Source organism: Hyphococcus sp., assembly GCF_965267305.1.
Taxonomy (GTDB): domain Bacteria; phylum Pseudomonadota; class Alphaproteobacteria; order Caulobacterales; family Parvularculaceae; genus Hyphococcus.
Genome location: NZ_OZ253945.1, coordinates 824,326 through 837,678, shown reverse-complemented (window position 1 = coordinate 837,678; position 13,353 = coordinate 824,326). Strand labels below are relative to the sequence as shown.

The window sequence follows — 13,353 nt, the reverse complement described above, 5'->3', positions numbered from 1 at the left end:
GAGAGAAACCAATGCACCGAATAGTTGTCGCCGCGTTTGCTGTCATTGCGTTCTGCGCGCCTGCCTTTGCCGGCCCGCCATCGGGCAAAGGGTCATACAAGGATCTGCAGCAGATTTTTGAAATGTTCCGGGAGTCGAAGACGCCATCCGCCTGGAATGCGAATTTCAATGATCCGAACGCACCCAATCATGGGCTCATCGACTATAGCGCGTCGGCGACGGATGCGCGGCTTCAAAAAATGAATGAGCTTCGTGCGGCGCTTGACGATCTCAACGTCGCCGCGTGGAAACGCCCGCGTCAGGCGGAATTTCTCGCCGTTCGCGCGCAACTCGATGCGGAGCTTTTTAATCTTCGCGTCTCGCGGCCATGGGCGCGCGATCCGGGATTCTATGTTGATCAGCTTTTGCGCTTCACCTTTACGCAATTGCCGTTAGAGGGCGACGACAAGGCGACATTAGAGCGGCAATTGGCGGCTGTGCCCGCGATCATCGCCGCTGCGCGCGAAAATCTCGACGATGTCGCCGCCGACTACGCCAAGCTCGCCCTTCACAATCTGACGACATCGGACGGCGTCGGGCACGGACATCCTTACCGCGCAGTCCCGCCCGCCGGTGTGATCGGCTGGTATGAGGATCTTCATGCACGCGTCGCTGAGACGCAGCCGGAGCTCGTTCCGGCAGTAGAGGAGGCGAAAGCGAGCATCAATGAATTCAAAACCTGGCTGGAGGATAATCTCGGTAACTTCACCGCTCCGGCGGGCGTCGGCGCGGAACAATATGACTGGTATCTGAAACACGCAAAGCTTTTGCCCTATACGGGCGATGAGTTGATCTTGATGTCGGACCGGGAATGGGAGCGTGTTTACGCGTTCTACGTCCTTGCGCGTCACCGCAACCGGAATCTTCCGGAACTCACGCCCGCAGAAAGCAAGGAAGAATATGAACGCCGCATCGAGGCGACGGACAAGAACATCCGCGATTTCGTAACCCGCGAAGAAATCCTGACCATCCCCGATTATGTGGGAAAGCTCGGCTATAATGCGCCCTTTATCGAACGTCCGCAGGGGCTTAATTTCTGGGAAGCCGTTCAGTTCCGCGATCCCCATCCCGATCATCTTCACGCCGTCATTCCCGGCCACCGTTTCGACGGGCTCGTGGAAGACAATAACGATCATCCCATTCGCGGGAGGATTTCAGACGGCGTGCGCGCGGAGGGTTGGGGCGTCTATCTCGAGGAAGCGATGCTGCAGGCCGGCGTCGCGGAAGGGCGCCCGCGCGTCGATGAGCTGATTTATCTCTTCGGGATTTTCCGCGCGGCGCGCGTGCCTGCCGACGTTAACATGCAGCGCAATGAATGGACGGTTCAACAGGCTGTCGATTTCATGCGGGAAAAGACGCCCTGGCTCGATGAAAATGTGGCGCGGGTCGATGCGGAAATCTATTTGCGGCGACCGCCCGGTTATGGCGTCGGTTATACAATCGGCATGCTGCAAATGCGCAAGCTTCTTGCGGATGTGGCGGCTCAGAGAGGCGGCGGCTTCGTTATGAAAGAATTTCACGATGACTTTCTTAACGCCGGTCGTTTGCCGATTTCTCTGATCCGTTGGGAGATGACGGGGCTCGACGATGAGGTTGGCGCGTTCTGGGAAACAGAACCTATGCCGGAGTAAACTGCGAGAAGCATCAAAGAAAAAGCCCGCCATTCCGGCGGGCTTTTCCATTTTAGCCTATGAGCTGGTTTTAACGGCGATGGGAACCCCAGCCATTGCCCCAGCCATAATGCCTGCCGCGGCCGCGATCGAATTTCTTGATCGCTTCTTTGGCGTCGATAAAGCCGAAGCCGGAATCGAAGTCGAAACCGCGGGGGCCGAGTTCATCGAACACCTGAATGGTTTCGCCTGTGCCGTTGCTCGCCCGGACGCTCATATCCTGCGCCGTCGCGCGCATAACCCAGTAGATATTTTCCGGTTCGGACCGATCGCAAGGGCCGAGAAGGGCGCCTTCGTCCACCAGATCTGCGACTTCATCCGGCGATACGCGAAGGTCGCGGCCGCGGATGCGATCCGGGCGCGGGTCTTTTTTGTGGAACCACCAGCGATGTCCTCTTCCGCGTTTTTCGCGCGGCATGCACATCCTGAAGCTTACCGCGCCGTTATGCGCAGTCCTGACAATCTGGGAATTTTCCGAGTCGATCATCAGCGCCGCCACGGCGGCCGCGTGAGGCGCAGCTGCAGATGTGCCGAAGAAGTTCGGGAATTCGCCCGGTTCGCCGGTCGCGAACACGCCGTCGCCGTCATCGTCATCGCGGCTCGTATCATTCGTGAAGAATGTCGTGTTCGTGCCGTCCGGTCCTGTGAGGCCGGGTTTAAGCCGCACTTCGGGCCGTCTCAGGCGGTCACCGTCCGTATCAAAGAGAATCGGCGTGCCGCCTGCGGACGAAAAGTCGTTGAGACAAGCGGGAACGCATTCCGGTTCGCCGGCGAGGGCCCGCAATTGCAGGGTCGAGGGATCGCCGATGAATTCCTCAGTGAAGTAGAACGCCGCCGCGCCGACGCCTTCTGCGCCGGCCGCATTGTTGTGGCCAAACCCGGAAGGGTCATTGATTTCGTATTCGGAGGAAGCGAAGCCGCCGCCGAAGATGACGAATTTCACCAAACCCGGCGCGTCGCCGGACTGAGTCTCAAAGCCGAGATTCACAGTCGAGCCGCCGATGAAGTCAACCAGCGAGACTAGCTCGATGGCGTCGCCGCCGGCGCCGCCGTCTATGGGTACGCCGCCATCCGTGAACTGGAACTGGCAGAGGTCCGGGAAGAAGCCATTTGCATCGAGAAATTCGAAGCAATCGGGAACGCGATTGCCCATGTCGTCGAACATGATGACGTCGACGTCATTCGGGGCGCCGACAGTCCCGGAGGCCGAGAGGTTCGGGCTGTCCCACTGGAAAGTGAGATTGGTTTGAAGCGAGCCGTCGAGTTGAACGGTCATCAATGGATCGACGCCCGGACCTTCATCGAAGTCATGGAAAGTGGAGCCGTCAAAGGCGACCGGACGGTATTCGGTTTGAAAGGCGTCGCGGGCGCGGTTGCCGTTCGACGAATAATAAGGAACCCCGAGGCGGGCGACTTCATCCGCCGCCTGGGCGATGATGCCGTCCTGGAACATCGGCTCCGTGAAGTAAATCACATCGTCGACGATCACGTCGGCCCCGGCGAGTGCGAGTTCGACAATGCCGCTAGCGAAGTCCGCCTCGCCGCCGAAGGCGGTGTGGAATAGGATTTTCGCTTCAGGCGCGACGTCGTGGATGAGCTGCGCCATGCCGCGGCCTTCATCGATGCAATCCGGATCGCCTACGGGAAGATCGGCGAGGATGCCCACATTCGGCGGCACGTCGTTATTGGCTTCGTCTTCAGCTGGCGTCGTGTAAACGCCAGCGGCGTTCAGCGGGCCTGGATCGCAGGCGTAGCTGTCTGACAGGACGCCAATGGTGAGGCCCGACCCGTCATAGCCATACTCCTGACGGACGATGTCGGTGCGCATGGAGCGATCGCCCTGCGACGTGACTAGCCCGACATTGGTGGTCGCTATGACCGGACGAGCGAAGGCGAGATAATTGCTCGCAGCAAGGTCGTCCAGACGGTCCACGGGAAACGAGGCGGAAACAGTTTTTCCGGCGCTCGCGACATTGCGCGCGCCCATGGCTTCCATTGTGGCGGACAGGTCTTCGACCGCACCTGAAGCAATAGCGTCGAGCCTCACATATCCATCGGAGCTGACCTTTGCGACCATCAGTTCCTGACCGCCAGCGCGCGCGAGCCCGAGTTCAGCGCCTTCGCCTGACCAGTCAGGGCGAGATTTGACGACAGGAGCCGCCCTTTGGGCGCTTCTGAGCGTAACGGCTGCCTGATTTTTCTTGTAAACAACATTCAATGCGCCGCCAATTTTTCTCATGTTGGAATTCGTTTCGCCGCTTTGCGCAGCCGCCAGCGATGGAGCAGCGCATAATGCTGCAGCCATGCCGACGCTAAGAAATATTTTTCTGAGCATCTTCATTCCTTTCCGCTGTTACAGAAATTGCTCCCCGGCTCTTCAAGAATGAAAGAGGCGTAAGAACATTTGAGTACGCTGTTATTTTGGAAAGCGCCCGGTAGAAGGGACGATCTCCCCCAGCAGCGATATCAGTATCACGAGGTAGAAATGTCGCGCAAGCGATCATTCAGCTGCGTAATGAAATTATGTGATTGATGCTTTTGTTGAGATTTTTTGCGCTAAAATTCCGTCAAATTTTAGACGCAACGTCTCGCAACAAAAAATCATTATACGGAATAATATGGATTGCGCCACACCCCCGATATAACATCACTAGTTATATCATGGCGCCCGGCAGGAGCCCTTATAGGCGACTGCGCCGCCGGCGGGCGATGGTCCGTATGCAAAGAACCCCAAGTCGCTATTAAATGATACGGCAATTCCGAACTGGCGGTAATTCCTGCGGTCTTGCGAACGCAGCGAATGCGCGCGCGCGCCGAAAATATCGGGCTTGATGCTGGCGCTGACGGGCTCGACGGGTTCTGGTTCGAAGCGGTCCAGGTCCGCTGTGGCATATCGGTCAAGCGCTCGCGGCTGATGCATAAGCTCTTCGGCTGTTACAGGAGAGTTGTATGCGGAGAAGGTGAAACTTTTGGGCGCGTCTTCGAAGTCATAGCTTTCACCCTCCACTGAAATGGCGGCCACGCGGGTGATTTCGCAGTGATAATCGCCAGCGGCGGCAATCGGCGGTTGCGGGACTTGCGCCGCAGTCGATGCGCAAGCGGAACCCATCAGGCCCGGCGCCGCCCCAAGCACTAAAGTCCAAAGGAGAATGCGTTTCATGTCGGCAAATCTCCGGTATAATTTTTTGATCTGCAGCCTAAGCCGCAGGGCAGGCAGGAATTACTGCTGTCATCATCTTATAGCGATTTTTGGGAGCGCGCTGCACTAACATGCAGCGAGTCATCATGCTGCGCCGCACAACACAGCTATCAGGCGACGGAAACCTGTGGCGCCGCTTCCGGCAGGTCTTCGCCGAATGCGCGCTGATAGAACTCGGCCACAGTCGGCCGTTCAAGTTCATCGCACTTGTTGAGGAAGGTCACGCGGAAAGCATAGCCGATATTCTGGAAGATCTCGGCGTTCTGCGCCCAGGTGATGACCGTGCGCGGGCTCATCACCGTGGAGATGTCGCCGGCGATGAAGGCGTTGCGGGTCATGTCGGCGACGCGGACCATGGCGTCGATCGCCTGCCGGCCTTCCTTGGAATCGTAAAGCGGCGCCTTCGCGATGACGATCTCCATCTCTTCGTCATGGTCGAGATAGTTGAGCGTCGTGACGATGGACCAGCGGTCCATCTGGCCCTGGTTGATCTGTTGCGTGCCGTGATAAAGGCCCGACGTGTCGCCAAGACCGATGGTGTTGGTTGTGGAGAAGAGGCGAAACCAGGGGTTCGGGGTCAGCACCTTGTTCTGGTCAAGCAAGGTGAGCCGGCCTTCTGCTTCGAGCACGCGCTGAATGACGAACATCACATCCGGGCGTCCGGCGTCATATTCGTCGAAGACGAGCGCGACGGGGCGCTGGAACGCCCAGGGGAGAATGCCTTCCTTGAACGCGGTCACTTGAACGCCGTTCTCGACGACGATGGCGTCCTTGCCGATGAGATCGATGCGCGAAACATGGCTGTCGAGATTGATCCGAACGCAAGGCCAGTTCAGCCGCGCGGCGACCTGTTCGATGTGGGTCGACTTGCCGGTGCCGTGATAGCCCTGAACCATGACCCGGCGGTTCTTGGCGAAGCCGGCGAGGATCGCCATGGTCGTTTCCGGATCGAAGCGATAGGCGGGATCGAGCGGCGGCACATAGGAGTTTGGCTTCGAGAAAGCCGGAATCTCGATGTCCATCGCCACGCCGAAGGTCTCCTTGGCGGAGACGGTTTTGTCGGGCGCATCCATAAATTCTTCGTCGGTAATCACAGCCATGGGACGATTATTCTCTTGAAACTGATTTCGCGGGCGCAAACTCGCCTGAAAGGGTCTCCAAGACAAGGCCTTGAGGCGCCTTGCCGGGATGCGGCGTGAGGCCGCGAATCAGCGTGAGCGAAGGCGGCCTTAAAGGAATTGGGCTTTCTTCAAAATCTGGTGGGCCTTGACCACCTCGGAGAGCTGCTGCTCGGCGCTGCGGTCGCCGCCATTGGAGTCCGGGTGGAACCGGCGCACGAGTTCGGCATAGCGGCGGCGGATATCTCCGGCCGGCGCGTCGAAGGGCAAGGCCATGGTCTCGAACGCGTTGATCTGAAGTTTGGTAAGGCGCTTGCCGCCCCGGTACTGGCCCCGCGTATCGGCCTGGACTTTCGCCTCCTTGCCGAAGACCCCGAAGGAATCGTGCATGTCGGCGGGCCCCCGGGCGTTCGCCGCCGCCCGGGCGCGGTCGTTTTTGCCCATGGACCAAGTGGGACGGTCCCCATACTGGCTAGCCTCGCGGACCTTTTTGGCCTCGTCTTCAGAGAGTCCGTCAAAATAATTCCAGCTGCGGTTGTGCTCGCGGGCATGCTCCATGCACAGCCAGATGCGCTCCCGCGGCTCGCGGGGCGATTTTGGCAGAGAGCAGGCGGCCTTCGATTCGCAATCGGGCGCGACGCAGTCATGGGTCGCGGGATCCTCGCCGGACTGCGCAGCGGAGGCGGTCTTTTTCTGGCGGCCCGGCGGCTTCACCCGGATGTCGAAACCGAGGCGGGGTTTGTAATTTTCTCGTGGCATCGCAGCAATATGGGGGCAGTCGGCGCTTGACACAATCTTGACGTCTATGGCTGTTATGTCATGTCTGGGGACATGCGCGTTTCTGACTCAATCCACAAAAAACTCGACGATGCGCTCAAGCCTGACCGGCTTGAAGTCATGGACGAGTCTCATCTTCATGCGGGCCATGCTGGCGCGCGGGAAGGGGGCGAGTCGCATTTCCGGCTGCTGATCGTTGCGAAAGCTTTTGAAGGAAAGACTCGCGTCGCGCGTCAGCGCATGGTGAACGATATCCTGCGCGAGGAGCTCCAAGGACCCATCCACGCTCTCGCCATGAAAACCCTGACGCCGGAAGAAGCGGCCGCGTAAGGCGGCGCGGGAAAGATCAACACAATGGAAATTCCCGGCGCGCCTGCAACATATGCGATCATAATCGCGAACCTGATCGCCAGCATCTACGGCCTTTCCTTCGACCGCGGTTTTGTCGGCTCCTTCGCCTTCAATGTGGGCGCGCTTGTCAACGCGAAGCAGCACTATCGCGTTTTCACATCATCGTTTCTGCACGGAGATTATTTCCATCTCCTGTTCAACATGATGACGCTCTTGTTCTTCGGGCCGGTGGTCGAAAAGCTTTTGGGGGCGGACGGTTTTCTGGTTGTTTATTTCGGCGCAGTGCTCGCAAGCGGAATCGTCTCGTTTTATGTGAACCGGAAAAACCTGGCATACACATCGCTGGGCGCGTCCGACGGAGTCTCCGGCGTCGTTCTTTCCTTCTGTTTGTTTTTCCCGCTGGCGCCGATCTATTTCATGTTTGTCCCGGTCGGCATTCCGGCGATCATCTACGGCGCATTCTACATCCTCATCTCGGCCAATATGATCGGCCGCTTCGGCGGAAAGGTCGCTCATGAAGCCCATCTCGCTGGGGCGATCGCCGGCGTTGTGCTGACCGTCGCCATGCGCCCCCAGATCGTGGGCCAGATTTTCGGTTAGGCGGCGCCTCAGGATACGGACGCCTTGTCGCCTTAAAACAACGGTTTGTTGCAGAACTTGGGCTTTCTTTTGAGGAATTGGCCTTGCGAACTTCCCCGTTTCCGCTCCTCTTGTTATAGTCGGTCTAGTGTCGTGGGGGCGTAAATGAGCCGCTTTGAATTACCCGAAGGCGTTCCGGCCGATAATGAAGGCCTCAAAGCGCGTGCGCGGTTTTCCGCGCCCGACATGGCGACGCCAAGCTTCGCAAAGCCCTCCGCCGACTTTTCTCGCGTCGTCGTGGTGGTCGATGAAGACGAGGATGAAGACGGCGAAGCCAAAGTCATCGCCAAAAAAGAGGACGAAGATGACGACGCCGTCGCCTTTTCACTGCCGCCGAGGCCATGGCTCGTTGTCGGCGGCATCGCCGTCGCGCTGATCGCGCTCTCCTATATTGTCGCCAACAAGAATGTTGAGCCGCAGCCTTACTGCTCGCAGCAGCCCGAATGGAACCAGTATAACTGCATTCCGGGCTAAGGCTTAGGCGGTGCGGTCGGTCTGGGCCGCGCCGCGTTCGCGCATGATTTTCTGATAGGCGTAATTGACCTTCTGGCTCGCCAGCACGGCCGCCTTCGCGATCTCTTCATCGAGGCCGAGCGAAGCGAAGGTGTCAGGGTGGACGGCCTTCATGCGCGTTTTGTAAGCGGCGCGAATTTCTTCATTGGTGGCTGTCGGCGAAACGCGAAGCATGGCGTAGGCGTCAAATGTTTTTGGCGGCGCTTCTTCCTTGCTGGAAGCTGTCGAAAAGTCCTCGCCGTAAATGCGCGATTTGGGCTTTCCCTGTTTTTCGCCGACGCCTTCGACAATGCTGGCGATCTGGCTCTTGGCGATAATCATCGTGTCGCCGTCGCCGAGGCGCACAGGGATGAAAGCGCGGCTGTCATTGAGGAGATCGGAGGCGCGCTCGCCGAGGCTGAGGAACATCGTCGCCTCCACCGGCTTGTCGCTGGTCGACAGAGTCAGAAGAACCGTCACCTCATTGCGGTGACGGTAGGTCTTCTGCTTGCTGTCGAAAGCGCTCATCCCTCAAAGTCCCGTATCGCCATGCGGCGGTTTAGGACGTCGCTTGCAACGGCCTTGCCAATTTAACCTTTAGGGAAATTAACCCTTCAAGCCTTTGGATTTCGAGGGCTCGCGCTCCATCCATTGCATCAGGTAACGCGCCGGAAAGGCCCAGGCGATCCCGGCGAGGAGGAAATAGGCGGCTTTCAGAATCTGCACGTTCGGGACAAGCTCGCCAAGAGCTGCCGCGGCGAAAAAGTATAGAATAAGGGCCGGCAGGAAGAGCAGAAAGCCGATCAGTTTTTTAAGACGAGGGCTCATGCAGGGGGCCTTGGGGTTCTTGGAGCTGGCCGCGACGCGGGGTCGCGGGCGGAAAAGGCGTAAATATCCTAAAGGACCGCCATGGCCTCTACCACTTCCAGCCTTCCCCCGCAAAAGTCCGCCCGCCGGATTGCACTGTGGCTCTTCTTCATGTGCGGCCTTGTGGCCGCCATGGTGATTGTCGGCGGGGCGACGCGCCTGACGGATTCCGGGCTTTCTATCGTCGAATGGCGGCCCGTCACCGGCGCTGTCCCGCCCCTGAACGAGGCGGACTGGCTTTCCGAATTCGAGAAGTACAAGACCATTCCCGAATATGAGGAAGTGAATTTCGGCATGAGCCTCGCCGAATTCAAAAAGATTTACTGGTGGGAGTGGGGCCACCGGCTTCTGGGCCGGATCATCGGTTTCGCGTTTCTCCTGCCGCTGATCTTTTTCGCTGCGACAAGGCAATTAACGCGGGGACTCTCCTTCAAGCTCGCAGGGCTTTTCGTTCTGGGCGGGCTGCAGGGCGCGCTTGGCTGGTGGATGGTGTCGTCTGGGCTCGCAGACCGCGTCGATGTCAGCCAGTACCGGCTCGCCGCGCATCTGTCGCTGGCGGTGATCCTTTTTGCAGCGATGTTCTGGCTGGCGCTCGATCTGTGGCCTCAAAAAAAGATCGAAGTCTCAAAGAGACTGCGTCTCGGCGCCTTAATTTTAGCAGGCGGCGTATTCGCGCAGATGGTGTTGGGCGCGTTCGTTGCGGGGCTGCGCGCCGGCCGCACCTTCAACACCTGGCCGCTGATGGACGGGAAGTTTTTTCCCGACGGCTATTTTCGCGAGCACCCGGCCTTTCACGATCTCTTCGAGACCATGGCGGCCGTTCAGTTCAATCACCGCATTGGCGCTTATCTTCTCGCCGCCGGCGCCGTTTGGTTTTATCTCGCCGCGCGAAAGCAAGAATATGAGCCGCGGGCGCGGCTCGTCATGGCTGCGGTGGGTTTTCAGATCGCGCTCGGCATCTGGACCGTGCTCGCCGCGACGCCGATCTCGCTCGGGCTTTTGCATCAGGCGGGCGCGCTTATGGTTTTCGCGGCGGCGCTTTACGCGGCGCATGGCGCCAAACCTATTGCGGCGTGAAGCTCGGCTCGATGATAAGGTCGCTGTCGTTGACCTCGGTCGTTTCCCGCCGGGATGAGACCGGTTCCCCTACGGGAAGAGACAACGCATTTCTGAGGCTGCTGACCGGCATAAGGCTGATGACAGGACCATCGGCGCCATTCGCAACGCCGAAGGCGACAACACCGTTGCGATAGAGCCCGCCAAAATTTGCGGCGCTGGCGGAAAAGGCTTCGCCGCCGTCTACGGCGGAGAGCTCGTCCGTCGCTGATATTTTCACAGCGCCGAGACTGTTTCCGCTGAGGCTTTCAAAAACGTGGATCACGCCATTTGAAAGATCGGCAAGGAGGATCTGGCCTGTGCTTGCCGGGGCGTCGTCGGGATTTTCCGAAACGATGCGCGCGCCGATCACGGAGAGCACAGCGGCGGCGGCGGCGCCCGATCGCGCCAGCGGCGTCCTGAAGGCGTCTTCGCCATCGATCCGGTAGATTTCGCCTTTATCCGAGGCAACGAGCAGCCGCCCGTCAATGTCGAGTTCGCAACTGATGAGATTATCCGGCGTTTCAAGCTTCGTCTCGTTCTCCACGGTGATGCCGCCTTCGGTGGCGGCGAGGTTGAAAACGTCAACCTTGCCTTTCTGGATGACATAAAGGGATGACGCTTCAACGCCGGGCCCGCGGCCCATGCAGTAGCCGCGAACGGCGCCGCGCTGGGAAGGCGCGCCCTCAAGAGGAATGAAAGCCCGGCTTTCGTTGTCGATCCCGTAAAACCGGAACTGGTTCTCGTCTGCATCCAGAAAAGCGATGAATCCTGCAGCTTGCGCGCCTTCGCCCAGATACCCTGCGGCGACGCCGTCTGCATTGAAACCGTCGATGCGGGAAACTTCATTGCCGTCTTCCATATTGTAGGAAACGACCCCTGCGGATGTGGCGACAATCAGGGTGCTGTTGAAAGAGAGCCGCGGGTGATCCCAGAAGGCGATGCCCGTCGCCGCGCCTGGAAGGCCCGGCAATTCATCGCTTACCGGCGCCTCGGCAATCTCTGTGATCTCGGATTGGGCGGGCGCAGGCGCTTCCGTCTTTCGGTCGCAGGCGGCGGCGAAGACGAGAAGGGCGAGGCAGGCGGTCAGGCAAGCGGAAGGCAGTCGCATTCAAGGCTCCGTGTCAGGATTTTTATTCTGTCGCTGTCTTGTCGCGTATCCAGCTATAGCTTCGGCGCGGGTTCCATACATCGTCCACGATGTCGAAACTATGGGTCAGATGCGTGTCGGCGTCAGGATTTGCCGATTCATGGCCGACGCCCGAAATCCCTCCGTCAGGCGCGTAAAAAGTCTGGACAGATTTGTTGACCCCGTCTTCCGTCCAGGCGCGGCCGAGACCGATGGCGCCGCCGAAGCCGAACTGGGTCACGACAGCCTCGCCCTTGCCCGGATCCCAATATTGAAACATCCGCCAGAAATCGCCGGTCTGCTCGCCATCCCGGACGCCGTAAAGCCGCCCGGTCATGGAATGGGCGTAACCCTTCTCCCACTCGATGACATAAGCGTCCATGGGATCGTTTTCGCCTTTGTATTCGGCGTTGGAGGCGACCCAGCGGCCGCCGTCGCGCGTCAGGAACTCGATATCGTCGAGATACCATTGCGGGGGCTTCTGCGCCTCCTGCGCCGAGGCGATTGAGCCGGGCAGGGCGGACGCGATAACGAGAAACAGAAATGAAAGCAGGCGCATAGTCATGCTCCTTTTAGCAAATTTCGGTTATGCGCCCCCGTCCATGCTGTGGACGTGGCGGGAGCTTCCTGCGCTGCGGCGACGCGGTCAATAAGGATGGAATAACAGACTGGACAGGAGGCAGGGCGGCGCGGTATTGAAATACCACATAAATAATCGACTGATTTCCATATATTTCTCGGAAAGGTGTTGACCGAAATGGAAGAGGGCGGTACCTGCCGCGCTTCCCGGTCGGGGCGCGGACGCCGCGCCGCCCGCCCGGCGCGTTTTAACACCGGCAGTCATGCCAAGCCCGCAGGGAACGAGACCCATGAAAACCTACGCCATGAAACCGGCGGAAGCGGAAGCGCAGAAGAACTGGATCGTGATTGACGGCGAGGGCCTCGTGGTCGGCCGTCTCGCCTCGATCATCGCCATGCGCCTTCGCGGCAAGCACAAGCCCGCCTATACGCCGCATGTGGATTGCGGCGACAATGTCATTGTCGTCAACGCCGAGAAGGTGGTCTTCACCGGCAAGAAACTGTCGGACAAGAAGTTCTACTGGCACACCGGCTATCCGGGCGGCATCAAGGAACGCACCATGGAGAAGCTTCTCGGCGGCGCGCATCCAGAGCGCGTCCTGATGAAAGCTGTCGAACGCATGATGCCGAAAGATTCGCCGCTTGCTCGCAAGCAGATGACCCATTTGAAAATCTACGCCGGAGCGGAGCACCCGCATGAGGCTCAGAGCCCTGCGAAACTCGACGTCGCCGCGATGAACACCAAGAATCAGAGAGACGCTTAACCATGAGCACCACCAGCTTTGAAGGTCTGAAAGACGCCGCCGCGGAAGCCGGCGTTGTCGCCGCCCAGGAACCGGCGTCGCTGCCGGAGCCGAAAATCGACGCGCAAGGCCGCGCTTACGCCACCGGCAAACGCAAGACCGCCGTCGCGCGCGTCTGGATCAAGCCGGGCTCCGGCAAGATCACGGTCAACGGCAAGGACCAGACCGAATATTTCGGCCGCGCGGTTCTCCAGATGATTATCAAGCAGCCGCTGGTCGCCGCCGATCGCAATAACCAATTCGATGTTTACTGCACCGTTTCAGGTTCGGGTCCCTCGGGTCAGGCCGGCGCCGTGCGTCACGGCATCGCCCGGGCCCTGACCTATTATGAACCGGGCCTCCGCTCGGTCCTCAAAAAAGGCGGCTTCCTGACCCGGGACAGCCGCACCGTCGAGCGCAAAAAGTACGGGCGCAAGAAAGCTCGCAGAAGCTTCCAGTTCTCGAAACGCTAGGAATTATGCGGCTTTTCGGTTTTCGGCTTTCCAAATCGTAATGTTGGGCGGCCGGATTTACGAGGCTGTAATTTGCGTTTCGGCGTCATCCGGGGGATTTTTAAATCCTCCCACGAAACAGTTTCTCTCAAGCGCCGCCCCGT

General features: G+C 59.2%; 15 protein-coding genes. 7 read left to right on the top strand and 8 right to left on the bottom strand.

The genetic code is table 11. From position 1 onward, the window contains the following. Positions 1-11 precede the first annotated feature (11 nt). Positions 12-1,670, top strand: a complete 1,659-nt coding sequence (locus ACQY5P_RS03980; protein WP_428409552.1) for a DUF885 family protein — start codon at positions 12-14, stop codon at positions 1,668-1,670. Between the two features lie 70 nt (positions 1,671-1,740). Here ACQY5P_RS03980 and ACQY5P_RS03975 read toward each other — a convergent pair whose 3' ends face one another. The 4 genes from ACQY5P_RS03975 to ACQY5P_RS03960 form a co-directional block, all read right to left on the bottom strand. Beyond that, complete coding sequence (locus ACQY5P_RS03975; RefSeq protein WP_428409551.1) at positions 1,741-4,044, bottom strand: hypothetical protein; 2,304 nt, start codon at positions 4,042-4,044, stop codon at positions 1,741-1,743. Positions 4,045-4,368: 324 nt separating this feature from the next. After that, a complete protein-coding gene (locus ACQY5P_RS03970) occupies positions 4,369-4,869 on the bottom strand; it encodes a hypothetical protein (RefSeq protein ID WP_428409550.1) in 501 nt (166 codons plus the stop codon). A gap of 149 nt (positions 4,870-5,018) precedes the next feature. Next, positions 5,019-6,008: a cobaltochelatase subunit CobS gene (gene cobS / locus ACQY5P_RS03965; RefSeq protein ID WP_428409549.1), complete on the bottom strand. Its 990-nt coding sequence runs from the start codon at positions 6,006-6,008 to the stop codon at positions 5,019-5,021. 129 nt (positions 6,009-6,137) lie between these two features. Further along, the gene (locus ACQY5P_RS03960; protein WP_428409548.1) at positions 6,138-6,818 is read right to left on the bottom strand and encodes a J domain-containing protein; all 681 of its coding nucleotides are present in this window, start codon (positions 6,816-6,818) and stop codon (positions 6,138-6,140) included. A 27-nt stretch (positions 6,819-6,845) separates the two neighbouring features. Between ACQY5P_RS03960 and ACQY5P_RS03955 the strand changes: the two genes are divergently transcribed. The 3 genes from ACQY5P_RS03955 to ACQY5P_RS03945 all read left to right on the top strand — a co-directional run bounded on the left by ACQY5P_RS03955 (position 6,846) and on the right by ACQY5P_RS03945 (position 8,267). Continuing rightward, the gene (locus ACQY5P_RS03955; RefSeq protein ID WP_428409547.1) at positions 6,846-7,133 is read left to right on the top strand and encodes a BolA family protein; all 288 of its coding nucleotides are present in this window, start codon (positions 6,846-6,848) and stop codon (positions 7,131-7,133) included. A 24-nt stretch (positions 7,134-7,157) separates the two neighbouring features. Continuing rightward, complete coding sequence (locus ACQY5P_RS03950) at positions 7,158-7,754, top strand: rhomboid family intramembrane serine protease (RefSeq protein WP_428409546.1); 597 nt, start codon at positions 7,158-7,160, stop codon at positions 7,752-7,754. Positions 7,755-7,898: 144 nt separating this feature from the next. Further along, entirely contained in the window at positions 7,899-8,267 is a 369-nt protein-coding gene (locus ACQY5P_RS03945; protein ID WP_428409545.1) for a hypothetical protein, read from the top strand. 3 nt (positions 8,268-8,270) lie between these two features. Here the strand turns inward: ACQY5P_RS03945 and ACQY5P_RS03940 are convergent, their stop codons facing one another. Further along, positions 8,271-8,813, bottom strand: a complete 543-nt coding sequence (locus tag ACQY5P_RS03940) for a J domain-containing protein (RefSeq protein WP_428409544.1) — start codon at positions 8,811-8,813, stop codon at positions 8,271-8,273. A 78-nt stretch (positions 8,814-8,891) separates the two neighbouring features. Next, complete coding sequence (locus ACQY5P_RS03935; RefSeq protein ID WP_428409543.1) at positions 8,892-9,113, bottom strand: DUF2842 domain-containing protein; 222 nt, start codon at positions 9,111-9,113, stop codon at positions 8,892-8,894. A gap of 81 nt (positions 9,114-9,194) precedes the next feature. Between ACQY5P_RS03935 and ACQY5P_RS03930 the strand changes: the two genes are divergently transcribed. After that, positions 9,195-10,229, top strand: a complete 1,035-nt coding sequence (locus tag ACQY5P_RS03930) for a COX15/CtaA family protein (RefSeq protein WP_428409542.1) — start codon at positions 9,195-9,197, stop codon at positions 10,227-10,229. On the opposite strand, the gene ACQY5P_RS03925 is transcribed toward ACQY5P_RS03930, so the two are convergent. Continuing rightward, positions 10,216-11,358, bottom strand: a complete 1,143-nt coding sequence (locus tag ACQY5P_RS03925) for a hypothetical protein (RefSeq protein ID WP_428409541.1) — start codon at positions 11,356-11,358, stop codon at positions 10,216-10,218. The genes ACQY5P_RS03930 and ACQY5P_RS03925 overlap by 14 nt on opposite strands. Positions 11,359-11,380: 22 nt before the next feature. Further along, positions 11,381-11,935: a hypothetical protein gene (locus ACQY5P_RS03920; protein ID WP_428409540.1), complete on the bottom strand. Its 555-nt coding sequence runs from the start codon at positions 11,933-11,935 to the stop codon at positions 11,381-11,383. A gap of 310 nt (positions 11,936-12,245) precedes the next feature. Here ACQY5P_RS03920 and rplM point away from each other — a divergent pair, with 310 nt between their 5' ends. Further along, the gene (gene rplM, locus ACQY5P_RS03915) at positions 12,246-12,719 is read left to right on the top strand and encodes a 50S ribosomal protein L13 (protein ID WP_428409539.1); all 474 of its coding nucleotides are present in this window, start codon (positions 12,246-12,248) and stop codon (positions 12,717-12,719) included. Positions 12,720-12,721: 2 nt separating this feature from the next. Beyond that, positions 12,722-13,210, top strand: a complete 489-nt coding sequence (gene rpsI / locus ACQY5P_RS03910; RefSeq protein WP_428409538.1) for a 30S ribosomal protein S9 — start codon at positions 12,722-12,724, stop codon at positions 13,208-13,210. The last annotated feature ends 143 nt before the right edge of the window (positions 13,211-13,353 follow it).

What these genes read in the sequence shown, in the direction of transcription:
- cobS (WP_428409549.1), bottom strand. Translation starts at nt 6,008, where the DNA reads ATGGCTGTGATTACCGACGAAGAATTTATGGATGCGCCCGACAAAACC.
- ACQY5P_RS03945 (WP_428409545.1), top strand. Translation starts at nt 7,899, where the DNA reads ATGAGCCGCTTTGAATTACCCGAAGGCGTTCCGGCCGATAATGAAGGC.
- ACQY5P_RS03935 (WP_428409543.1), bottom strand. Translation starts at nt 9,113, where the DNA reads ATGAGCCCTCGTCTTAAAAAACTGATCGGCTTTCTGCTCTTCCTGCCG.
- ACQY5P_RS03950 (WP_428409546.1), top strand. Translation starts at nt 7,158, where the DNA reads ATGGAAATTCCCGGCGCGCCTGCAACATATGCGATCATAATCGCGAAC.
- ACQY5P_RS03975 (WP_428409551.1), bottom strand. Translation starts at nt 4,044, where the DNA reads ATGCTCAGAAAAATATTTCTTAGCGTCGGCATGGCTGCAGCATTATGC.
- ACQY5P_RS03970 (WP_428409550.1), bottom strand. Translation starts at nt 4,869, where the DNA reads ATGAAACGCATTCTCCTTTGGACTTTAGTGCTTGGGGCGGCGCCGGGC.
- rplM (WP_428409539.1), top strand. Translation starts at nt 12,246, where the DNA reads ATGAAAACCTACGCCATGAAACCGGCGGAAGCGGAAGCGCAGAAGAAC.
- ACQY5P_RS03980 (WP_428409552.1), top strand. Translation starts at nt 12, where the DNA reads ATGCACCGAATAGTTGTCGCCGCGTTTGCTGTCATTGCGTTCTGCGCG.
- ACQY5P_RS03930 (WP_428409542.1), top strand. Translation starts at nt 9,195, where the DNA reads ATGGCCTCTACCACTTCCAGCCTTCCCCCGCAAAAGTCCGCCCGCCGG.
- rpsI (WP_428409538.1), top strand. Translation starts at nt 12,722, where the DNA reads ATGAGCACCACCAGCTTTGAAGGTCTGAAAGACGCCGCCGCGGAAGCC.
- ACQY5P_RS03940 (WP_428409544.1), bottom strand. Translation starts at nt 8,813, where the DNA reads ATGAGCGCTTTCGACAGCAAGCAGAAGACCTACCGTCACCGCAATGAG.
- ACQY5P_RS03925 (WP_428409541.1), bottom strand. Translation starts at nt 11,358, where the DNA reads ATGCGACTGCCTTCCGCTTGCCTGACCGCCTGCCTCGCCCTTCTCGTC.
- ACQY5P_RS03955 (WP_428409547.1), top strand. Translation starts at nt 6,846, where the DNA reads ATGTCTGGGGACATGCGCGTTTCTGACTCAATCCACAAAAAACTCGAC.
- ACQY5P_RS03920 (WP_428409540.1), bottom strand. Translation starts at nt 11,935, where the DNA reads ATGCGCCTGCTTTCATTTCTGTTTCTCGTTATCGCGTCCGCCCTGCCC.